Source organism: Hyphomonas pacifica, assembly GCF_000682675.1.
GTDB classification, from domain to species: Bacteria; Pseudomonadota; Alphaproteobacteria; order Caulobacterales; family Hyphomonadaceae; genus Hyphomonas; species Hyphomonas pacifica.
Map to the genome: position 1 here is coordinate 1 of NZ_AWFA01000066.1, position 2121 is coordinate 2121.

Consider the following 2121-nt stretch of genomic DNA (forward strand, 5'->3'; position numbering starts at 1 on the left):
CCTCTGCGCCATAGGTCTGACGGTAGATTTCGGCATAGTCGCTGAGCGCGCTGGCGAGCTCCGGATCGACCGAGAGGCTCATGCGCACCGGCGTGCGGTCGGGAAGACGGTCAAGGCGTAGGGTCATCGTGAAGTTCCTTGAGGGTGGGGTCTGAGAATAAGATCGCGCGTGACAACCACGCGCACGGGCCAGCCGGGCCGCACGCGGATGGTCGGCTGGATGCCGAGATTGCGCTCAACCACGCGCTGACCCGCCTGATTGACAGTGTCGGTGGTGCCGCGCCGTATCGCGCGCTCGATGTCGCCATCACCGTCCGCGCCGAGTTCGGCACCGACACCGAGGACGGTCGCGAGGCCTGCAGCGAGAAATACGCGGTCCCAGTGGTGATCGGTGCGGTCTGAAAGACCGGCAAAGCCTTGCGCGTCTGCACCCGACGCAGAAATCACAATCGACGACCCGTCCGGGAAGATGATCCGGTCCCAGGTCACGAGCGCCCGGTCCTGGCCGAACGAGACTTCGGATTGGTAGCGCCCGATGAGGCGCGTGCCCTGAGGGATGAGGAGATATTGGCCGGTGACGGTGTCATAGACCGGTTGGGTCACCTGCGCGACGATGGTTCCGGGCAGGTCGGAGTTGATGCCGGTCACGAGCGAAGCCGGGATCAGTGTGCCCGCCATGACCTGATAAGGCGAGGCCGGGTCTTCGATCTGATACGGATTGTAAATATCGCTGTCGGGACCTTCGCTCGCAAAGGCGAGCTTGCGGGACTGGAGATTGCTATCAGCAGGCTGCCCGAACGCTGACGGGGCTCCCTGTGGCAGAGAGGCGAGTGCCAGAAGCTCCGAGCCCAGATCAAGCGCGGGATCACGATAGGCAGGACGGGTATCAGCGACGGCTTGGCCGCCTGTTTCGGATTGAAGCCGGAAGAAGACCGGCGCGCGGGCCGCTTCATCGGCCAGCGCCGCCTCACGCATGCGCCTTGCGCGTTCGGCTTCGTCAGCCGGGTTAGGCCGGAAGTCATCCTCGAACCGAGTCACATATTCCGGCTCGATCCCAAGCTCGCGTTCGGCACGCAGCATTGTGGCGCCGAGATCGCCGGACAGCGGCGGGCCGAGCCGTGTGATGCGGTCTTCCACCGGGGCGATGTCGCTATAGCTGGCCGGTAGAGTGGAGAGGCCTTCGGGTTTGCGCGTGTTCGTCGTGTTGTAAAGCTCGCGCCTTGCATCGGGATCGACGGCGGTTGGCGGCTCGAGGGCTATGCTCATGGCGGCGAACAGTCCGAGCACGCCAAGACCTGCGCCGACCATCAGGATCTTGCGGTTGATCCGTGTGACCGGCTTCGGGCTGGAGCGGATCTTCAGCCGTTCGGCATGCTCGTCGAAGGGAATGGGCTCGGACATCGGCTCAGTTCCCGAACAGTCCGGCCAGCGGCGAACGGCTTGTCGATCGGGAGATGCGGACCACTGTCTGATTGCGCTCGCCGAGGCGCAGTTCCGCGGCGCGGAACAGCCGGTCCACGACATAATAATTGCCGCGCACCCGGTAGTTCACCAGTTCTGCGTCGCCGTCTGCGCCGAGCACAAAGAGCGGCGGCATGTCGGTCGTGGCAATGTCCTCCGGCATCTGGATGAAGACTTGTCGCCCATCATCAAAGACACGCACCGGCTTCCAGGCAGGGCTATCGCCGGATAGGCGGTAGTCGAAGTTCAGGCCCTCAAGTGTCAGGCCGCGTTCAATGCTGCCTGCGTCGCGCGCAATGGCGCGCTCATTGCGGGCCGTCAGCCCTGCCAGTTCGTCAGCAGGATAGCGCCAGGATAGTGCGGCCATATAACCGCCTTCAACACTTTCCAGTTCAAGGTGATAGGTGCGCCGGTTGGTGGCGATCATGAGATTGGTGCGAATACCCGACGAGATCGGTTTGACCAGCACATGGGCCCGGGCTGTGGCGCCCGATCCGGAGATCGTATCGCCCACGACCCAGCGCACCGTGTCGCCCGCAGAAACCGACACGAGTTCCTCACCCGGCTGTAGCGCAACATCGCTGACCTGGCCGGGGCTGGCATAGAGCCTGTAGAGCGCGCCTTCTGTATAGGGATAGACCTGGATCGCGTTCACATAGC

Annotated in this window: 3 protein-coding genes; all 3 read right to left on the reverse strand. The window is 63.7% G+C overall.

The features are described from left to right. The coding region (locus HY2_RS17805) for a DUF2274 domain-containing protein (protein WP_034828951.1) at positions 1–127 on the reverse strand (127 nt) is incomplete at its 3' end. Then, positions 124–1401 (reverse strand): TraB/TrbI/VirB10 family type IV secretion system protein, encoded by a 1278-nt coding sequence (locus HY2_RS14625; RefSeq protein ID WP_034828953.1) that lies wholly within the window; start codon positions 1399–1401, stop codon positions 124–126. The genes HY2_RS17805 and HY2_RS14625, both read right to left, overlap by 4 nt. Positions 1402–1405: 4 nt before the next feature. Further along, positions 1406–2121 (reverse strand): P-type conjugative transfer protein TrbG (trbG, locus tag HY2_RS14630; protein ID WP_034828955.1); only part of this gene is annotated, 716 nt, incomplete at its 5' end.

Excerpts from the sequence above, each read along its gene's own strand:
- HY2_RS14625 (WP_034828953.1), bottom strand. The coding sequence starts at position 1,401 with ATGTCCGAGCCCATTCCCTTCGACGAGCATGCCGAACGGCTGAAGATC.